Genomic DNA, 7,544 nt, shown 5'->3' on the forward strand with positions numbered 1-7,544 from the left:
ACCTCAATGAATTCTGTTATAAGTTTAACCGGAGATTCTTCCCGGACAAACTTTTCGACAGGCTGGTCATTGCCGCTGTCTCGTACAGCCCCGATTTCAAATCGAAAATTTACAATAGGTCATATTGCGGATAATCATATAAATTTTTCAGTGTTCCTAAGGTTGTTATTTATAGTCGAAATATCTTTTTTAAACTCGTAAGATTCGACCAATCTACCTGCCCAGGAAATTTGAACCGTAATTGCCGAACGCATTTTATTAGTTGCTGAAATTTGAAGAACTCCAGGGTGCGTTCTAACTTTTAAAGCGTATTGTTCTGGAGTTGAACCTGCTATGTCCGACATATAATCAAACTCCTCTCTAAGTTCTTCAGAGGCTTGTGTTATATGGCAGAACCACTCATTCAATTCTCTACTTGTGAAAAGTCTACATAAATCAACATATCCTCCTCTATAGCCAAACCAACGCCCCATTTGCATAAGTGTATCATACATTCTGGAGGCTCTTAAATAGTAGCTGATGGAAAGTCCTTCTAGGGTCAATCCTCTTGAAAGTTTATTACCACCAACTGCAATTACTGAAAGTCCATTTTTATGGTCGAAATAGTCAAGAGCTTCACCAGAACCACCGTGAATTGATTTTACTTCAATACGTGAAGCAGCATCATTCAAATGCAGTAAAACTTCACTCCATTTATGAACTTGAATTTGGGTATCTAAACTTTTGAGTTCTGAATCAAGAATTTGTTGAGAAACTGAAACATAAGATTTATATCCGTTTTCATCCTTTTCAAAAGTCGATTTTAATTCATCCAAAATTACTGCATCATTTTGGTCGATTCCTCTTCTATAATAAATGAATTGATTTGAAACTAATTCTGCAATATGGTCTTGCCAACGCATAAAACGTGAAACGTGAATCAGCATTGAATTATGAACCGTTGTTTGCCCTCTTAATCTTCTTATTGCACAAGTAATTATAAAACAGCGTATTGCTTTTTTCAAAGATTCAGGTAAAGATGATGGTAATTGATCATCTTTTTTATGTCTGTCTGGTACAAAACCACTGTAATCATTTATCCTATTTACAATTGGCAAAACAGTATTTGAAGCTTCGTCTTCTTCCAATGGACTGAATCCGAATACTTTTTCTGGCCCAATGTAGTTGGAAGGAGCTGGTATATTCTTTATAAAATTCCTCGGGAATAAGTTTTGGTCATCCAATGGAATAAAAATATTAGCGAATGGAGTAGCGGTATAACCAACATAAGCATTCTTTCCAAATAGATTTAGAATTTGAGTAATCCAGCCATTAATAGAACTTTGCCTTTCAGGGTCGTTTGAAATGTTAATAGATGCATTGTCTGCCTCATCATCAATTAACAATAATGCTTTGTTACGAATTACACGACTTAGTTCTGTGTCTTCATCAGCTTGGGCAGCTAGCCATTGATATATTCTTCTAAGTACGTGAGGATTTTTTTTAATGACAGCTATTATTGGTTCCTTAGTGTCAAAGTTCAATCCTAGTGCATTTGCTGCACCTTGGGTAAAATCTCCTTTTTCTAAACTTGACGTAAGTGAATGTGCTACATTGATTTTACCAAATCCAGGTTTTCCTACGCCAATTTTTATACTTTGTTGATTAAAAGCTCTAGTGTGCTGGGTATCAAATCCCAAAAAGCTTTCATCTATTCTTATTTGTGTCTGGCTTCTTAGGTTGTTGTGAATTCCAGCCATTACTATAATTAAGCCAAAACCTGCATCTGCCGCTTTACATATTAGACCTGTATAATTGGCAGTTTTTCCTGATTGTACTTGACCAACGACAAGCCCTTTTTTGTTGATTTTTACTTTTTCTGTTGGATCAAATAAATTATCAAGAATGCTATCTGTTAGCCTATCTAGTTTATTTACCACATCAGGAGCAAAGTTTTTTTCTTCTTCAAGATACTGCCTGTAACTACCCCAAAAACCATTTACAAAATCAATTTTAGCTCTTTTATCATTTAGCCAAGGTAAATTTTCATCTGCTTTTTCTATAGATCTAAATTCGTCTTGACGTATGGTAAATAGTTCCTCGACTTTTCTGATTAACATTTCTCTTGTTTCAGGAATTGGGAGGTTCATTTTCATAAATGTATCAACTGCCGTTTCCACTTCCTGAACAGTAACGGAAGTCTTTCCGAAAAGGAGTTGCCTAATTATTTTTATTGGATCTATGTTGCTCATTCAGTAATAAATTCTATGTATTCGGGATAAAAATTAAAGGGTTCTGTATTCAGAATTCTTGCTTTTGCTTTTTCAGTTGAAAGCCCACTTGAAATATAGCTATTGAAAAGTTTTTGCATTGTTTCCTTTATAGCGTTGTGGTCTATTCCTTCAAAAGGTTGACCGTGTGGTTTTTCATTTTCGCTTTCTTGAAGGGTAATTAAAGGAACAGGAATTGTTTCCTCGATAAACTGAATAACCTTTTCAATATCTTTTTTCAAATCGCCAGAGTTAGTAAGCAGTTCACTCAAAAGTGGGTGGTTTCGATTAATTTTATAGAATCTTTTACCGTGCCTAGCTCTTTCTTCCCAAAACGGAAAATATTCATCAGAAGCCAATTTTCTTTTAAGCACCTTACCCTTGTGTCTGTATACCTCTACGGCTTGATTTCTAACATCTTTTGCTAATGCAAGAATTTGTTCACGATAAATAGCAGGTGGTCTTGCTATAGATTTTTTTATGTCAATTTGCCAGTCATTATCGAAATTATTGGACAAATCAATTTGTATTCTACAAAGGTCATAATGTACTTCTCTCTTAAAAAGACCTAGCCAGTCTCCAGCGACTAACAATCTACGATTTCTATAAACATAGAAACCTTGATGAGCTGTCCAACTATCTTTTGGACCTTTTCCATAGATGTACTGTTCTGCTGAAAGTTTTGAACGATGGGGTAATATAAACCCTTTAATTCTTATTGAACCATTTTCTAGTCTTGTTTCTGGTTTTGTTTGTAACCCATCAACACCTATCATAAAAGGATCCCAAGATTTTATTTCCCTCTCACGTAAATAGATTTTTAATCCTTCATCCATATATCTATGAAAAACCATGGATAAATGTGATTTTACCGAATCCATTATTCCTAGAAACTTACTTCTAGCTTCTTCACTATCTTCTGAAGTATCCTTTGTAAGTCTATCCAAATCCCACCAAATTACACAAGTGCCTGTCTCAACAGTTTCTATTTTCTTAGTCCAGCTTTCTTTGTTAGGAATGTATCTAATTAATTTCCATACTTTTTCTTGATTGACAAAGTCCAAATCCCAAGTCCAAAAAACAGGCTTGTAACCCTTAGCTTTAGAGAATACAGTAAATTTTCTTGATTGCGAAAATGAAGCCGTTTTTAAGCCTAATCCAAAACGCCCCAAATCATCCTGATTTCTTTTGTCTAATGGATTTTTGCTTCCAGGACGCATAGCTTGAATGAGTTGTTCATTATTCATTCCAAAGCCATCATCTAAAATAGACAATGTTGTGTTTGCACCTTTCCAGTCATAATCAATCCAAATATTCCTTGCTCCAGCAGTAATGGAATTATCGATAATATCAGCTATGGCAGTTTCAATAGAGTAACCAATTGCTCGAAAGGTTTCAATCATTGAACTTGCTTCTGGTTCTGCAGAAGTTGATTGTATGTTGGTATAGTCAATCATTTATTCCTTGTAATTCGTTATTGGAAACACTCCATTGCACTTGGACTGTTTGGATTATATTCTTTTTGGGATTTAATTTCGAAAATGGGTCATTAATGAAAGAAATCTCAGGAGAATCATTGATGTTAGACACAAGACAAACTGTATATTTTGTTCTTTCCTGTTTGGCTGTTTGTAAGCATTCGGTCTACCACGCCTTATTTTGTTATTTGATCCTTTCTATATTTGTCCTCAAAAAATATGTGGACAATAAAGCAGTTTGAAGCAGTTTATGATCGTTTTCAAAGTAGCGATCTTTCCGTAAGGGATTTTTGCCTGAATGAATGTATTACTGAGTCCAAGTTTTATTACTGGAAAAGAAAGTTGCAACAACATAATCACAGTAGGGAACGGCAATCTGATTTTATACCGATAGTTTTTACCGACGCAAATCAACAGTTACAGACAAAGAAGAGGGTTCTACAAAAACAGAATCCGGAGCATATGCACCCATCAGAGGGAAATGCGTTCGAGATTGTTTATCCTAACGGAGTTAAATTACGTATCCCTGAAGGAGTCGATCTATCTCAGATTCGTTCCTTAATCCTATTAACCCAATAAAGCATGTTCAACCTTAATGACTCAATGCGTTACTGGCTTTACCCTTTCCCAACTGATATGCGGAAAGGATTTTACACTTTAAGCGGACTGGTCACGGATCATATGGGCAAGAAAGTTAGCAGCGGAGACGTGTTTGTCTTTCTGAACCGTAATTGCACAAGCATGAAGGTCCTGCACATGGAACACGGGGGATTGGTAATATATTACATGAAGCTTGAAAAGGGAAACTTTTCATTACCCTCTTTTGATGAAAATGGAAAATCTCATCCCTTCTCCTGGCAAAAACTCATGCTTATGGTACAGGGAATTGACACGGGGAAATGTAAATATAAAAAACGCTGGAAAGGTGCATAAACAAACGATTTTAGCATCTTTTCCCTTGCATATATTATACCCTTTTTGTATCTTTACTCTCGCTATCCAACAGATAAAAGATGCAAGAAAACAAAGAAAATCCGAACGAGCTTTTAGAACTCCTCCTGGAGAAATGCGACCGTTTATATCAGGAAAATATGCTCCTGAAGGGTAAACTGGAAGATCGCACGGATGTTGACGCATTAAAATCCTCATACGAGGAAACCATATCTGAAAAGGATGAAAAGATTATTGATCTTGAAAAACAGGTTGCTTATCTAAGACGTCGTATATGGGGTAAATCCAGTGAACGTTTTATTAAAGAAGATCCGCGTCAGCGCCGTATCGACTTCGATGGCTTGGACCTGTTGCCCGAAGAACAAGAGCGGGCAGAAGAAGCAAAAGCTGAAATAGAGTCCTTCAGGGAAAGGCGTGTAAAAGAGCGAGTAAAAAGAAAACCTGTCCGCAGGCCCCTGCCTGAGGATCTGCCACGAGTTGAAGAGCATCTGTACCCGGAAGAGGTATCAGAGGGTAAGGATGCATGGACAGAGCTTGAACCGGAGATAACCGAAGTGCTGGAGTATGAACCGGGCAAATGCTACGTCAGGAGGATTGTCCGACACAAGTATGTGTTAAAGGACAAAGCTTCACAGGAGTCTCAAAAAGAGTCTTCTCCTATTGTTACAGCTTCGCTTCCCACAAAATACCAGCCTATAGCACGCAGTTACGCGGGAGTATCACTTTTGGCGGAACTCATGATAAACAAGTATGTTAATCATCTGCCTTTTTACCGTCAGGTACAGATGCTGAAACAGATGAAAATCAATCTGCCGCCACCAACGGTGAATGGTTGGTTTAAGGATACAGCCGATTTACTGAGACCACTCTATTACCGACTCAAAGAACTGGTTCTTGCCACCGATTATATCCAGGTGGATGAAACCACCGTTCCTGTCATAAATAACGAGAAGCATAAAACTGTCAACGGATACATGTGGATGGTACGCTCAGTTATGGATAAACAACTCTTCTTCCATTATGATCATGGCTCAAGGGCACAGAATGTGGCATTATCCCTGTTGAAAGACTTCCGTGGCGCAATGCAGACAGACGGGTATGGTGTATACAAGATGTACGAGTACAAGAAAGGGGTATTGCCCCTGGGTTGTTGGGCTCACGCGAGAAGAAAGTTTGAAGAGTCCCTGAAAAATGACAGGATCAGGGCAGAATATGCTCTTGAACAAATCGGTCTTCTCTATGAAGTAGAACGGGAAGCTGATGAAAGAAGTCTTTCTTATGAAGAAAGAGCTAAGCTCCGGGAGAGTCATGCCTACCCGATAATGGTTGCATTTGAAAAGTGGCTTGTAAATGAATACAAGAAAGTATTACCAAAAAGTCCGATTGGAAAAGCTATAAAATACTGCCATAGTATCTATCACCGATTAAGTCGGTATCACCTGGACGGAAGGTACAACATAGATAATAATATGGCTGAAAACAGCCTTAGAGGCTTGGCACTTGGCAGGAAAAACTATCTGTTTTGCGGAAACCATGACGCTGCGGAAGATGCTGCCGTTATTTACTCTTTACTTGGTTGCTGTAAAGCGGCTGATGTTAACTTCCGCGACTGGATGGTTTATGTACTGAGCCATATCCACGATTATGATGAAGATTATACAATGGATCTGGCCGAACTGCTTCCTTTAAACTATCTACAAAAAAACTCCTAAAAACTCCAACTCATCTCCGAATGTTTTACAAGTTTTTGAAAGAAAGCTTGGAGAAAACAAGAAAACTTCAAAAAAAATACGGAGTTGACCGAATGCTTACGGCTGTTTCCCATTCCTTATTTGTAAAGAGAAGTCCGCCTATATTACTAGCAAGTCCTTTAACTTCAATAAAATGTTGATTTGATTCAGATTTTATTTCAAAATCATATCCACATCCTAAATCTCTTGTATCAACTAATTCACCTGCAATAGGCAAATTATTTAACCTATGATATTCTATAAAAAACTGTTCAGCTTTTTTTCCTGTTGGACCTCTGAGTATATAAATCATACTGGCGGTAACTTCATTTTCTGAATTATCTATTTCTGGTAAATCGATCTTATTTCCATTAATAATTTCTATTGCTATTTGCCTAATATCAAATTCCTCCAACTGTTCAAATTGGGAAATAATATTTGAAATTGCTTTTCTTGGTTGTCTCTGATGCCATCCCGCTCTATGTCCGTGAAAAGGATCAAATTCGTCTCTCCAATTTTTTATAGTATGCTTGTTAATTTGAAGTTTCTCGGATAAATCGTCAAAAGCATCTTTCCAAGTTTTGTATCCTAATTTATTGACCGCTTCATCATTGAAGCGGGACAAGTAGTAAGAAACAACTATAGCCTGTTCGTTATTTACCATTTTTCAAAACATTAAATAATTCTTCAGCTATTTTTTTTGCCATTAATGGCGGCACAGCATTTCCAATTTGTTTAAATGCCGCCGTTCTATTAGCCCCCTCCTTTTCTCCTTCAAAATAATAGTCATCTGGAAAAGATTGTAGTCGCGCTGCTTCTCTTACGCTAATTGATCTATTTTGCTTACTATCAGGATGAATATAATAATGGCCATCTTTGGCAATATGGGCGACTACTGTTTGCGAGTAGGGTAAGTCCGCAGCAACCACTTTAAACCTGTCAAAAAATGAAGTGCGATTTTGATGGGTCTTTAATCTTTCTGGTAAATCATTGTAGTTGTACTAATTTCCGCATAGCGTAAAAGCTAAAGCCCTTTATCCACCATGTGGATTATTTGTTAATCATTCGTTTTTATAATTCCTGTATTGTATTTTAGGTGGAGAACCGAGGCGGACCGGTTCTGAGGCGTCCGCCAT

At 37.2% G+C, this 7,544-nt stretch carries 7 protein-coding genes and 1 pseudogene; 4 read left to right on the forward strand and 4 right to left on the reverse strand.

Annotated elements, in window-relative coordinates; translation table 11 throughout:
• Positions 1 to 134: pseudogene (locus tag ABV001_RS02810) on the forward strand (IS1595 family transposase); the annotation flags it as partial.
• Here ABV001_RS02810 and ABV001_RS02815 read toward each other — a convergent pair.
• Together ABV001_RS02815 and ABV001_RS02820 are read right to left on the reverse strand one after the other, a co-directional pair.
• The gene (locus ABV001_RS02815) at positions 135 to 2,231 is read right to left on the reverse strand and encodes a Z1 domain-containing protein (RefSeq protein WP_352421418.1); all 2,097 of its coding nucleotides are present in this window, start codon (positions 2,229 to 2,231) and stop codon (positions 135 to 137) included. It lies immediately after the preceding pseudogene.
• On the reverse strand, positions 2,228 to 3,706 hold the full coding sequence (locus ABV001_RS02820) for an ATP-binding protein (protein WP_352421419.1): 1,479 nt from the start codon (positions 3,704 to 3,706) through the stop codon (positions 2,228 to 2,230). Before ABV001_RS02820 ends, ABV001_RS02815 begins: the two co-directional genes overlap by 4 nt.
• 240 nt (positions 3,707 to 3,946) lie before the next feature.
• Here ABV001_RS02820 and tnpA point away from each other — a divergent pair, with 240 nt between their 5' ends.
• The 3 genes from tnpA (at position 3,947) to tnpC (ending at position 6,390) form a co-directional block, all read left to right on the forward strand.
• Entirely contained in the window at positions 3,947 to 4,306 is a 360-nt protein-coding gene (gene tnpA, locus ABV001_RS17270; protein ID WP_502929828.1) for an IS66 family insertion sequence element accessory protein TnpA, read from the forward strand.
• Between the two features lie 3 nt (positions 4,307 to 4,309).
• On the forward strand, positions 4,310 to 4,660 hold the full coding sequence (gene tnpB / locus ABV001_RS02825) for an IS66 family insertion sequence element accessory protein TnpB (RefSeq protein ID WP_352421420.1): 351 nt from the start codon (positions 4,310 to 4,312) through the stop codon (positions 4,658 to 4,660).
• A gap of 80 nt (positions 4,661 to 4,740) precedes the next feature.
• A complete protein-coding gene (gene tnpC / locus ABV001_RS02830; protein ID WP_352421421.1) occupies positions 4,741 to 6,390 on the forward strand; it encodes an IS66 family transposase in 1,650 nt (549 codons plus the stop codon).
• 67 nt (positions 6,391 to 6,457) lie between these two features.
• Here the strand turns inward: tnpC and ABV001_RS02835 are convergent, their stop codons facing one another.
• Together ABV001_RS02835 and ABV001_RS02840 are read right to left on the reverse strand one after the other, a co-directional pair.
• On the reverse strand, positions 6,458 to 7,072 hold the full coding sequence (locus ABV001_RS02835) for a protein NO VEIN domain-containing protein (RefSeq protein ID WP_352421422.1): 615 nt from the start codon (positions 7,070 to 7,072) through the stop codon (positions 6,458 to 6,460).
• Positions 7,062 to 7,337, reverse strand: coding sequence for a DNA cytosine methyltransferase (locus tag ABV001_RS02840; RefSeq protein WP_352421423.1), 276 nt, complete (start codon positions 7,335 to 7,337; stop codon positions 7,062 to 7,064). Before ABV001_RS02840 ends, ABV001_RS02835 begins: the two co-directional genes overlap by 11 nt.
• Positions 7,338 to 7,544: the final 207 nt, after the last annotated feature.

Origin of the sequence: Proteiniphilum sp. (genome assembly GCF_040307845.1) — a bacterium.
Classification (GTDB): Bacteria; Bacteroidota; Bacteroidia; order Bacteroidales; family Dysgonomonadaceae; genus Proteiniphilum.

Excerpts from the sequence above, each read along its gene's own strand:
- ABV001_RS02815 (WP_352421418.1), bottom strand. The coding sequence starts at position 2,231 with ATGAGCAACATAGATCCAATAAAAATAATTAGGCAACTCCTTTTCGGA.
- ABV001_RS02820 (WP_352421419.1), bottom strand. The coding sequence starts at position 3,706 with ATGATTGACTATACCAACATACAATCAACTTCTGCAGAACCAGAAGCA.
- tnpA (WP_502929828.1), top strand. The coding sequence starts at position 3,947 with ATGTGGACAATAAAGCAGTTTGAAGCAGTTTATGATCGTTTTCAAAGT.
- tnpB (WP_352421420.1), top strand. The coding sequence starts at position 4,310 with ATGTTCAACCTTAATGACTCAATGCGTTACTGGCTTTACCCTTTCCCA.
- tnpC (WP_352421421.1), top strand. The coding sequence starts at position 4,741 with ATGCAAGAAAACAAAGAAAATCCGAACGAGCTTTTAGAACTCCTCCTG.
- ABV001_RS02835 (WP_352421422.1), bottom strand. The coding sequence starts at position 7,072 with ATGGTAAATAACGAACAGGCTATAGTTGTTTCTTACTACTTGTCCCGC.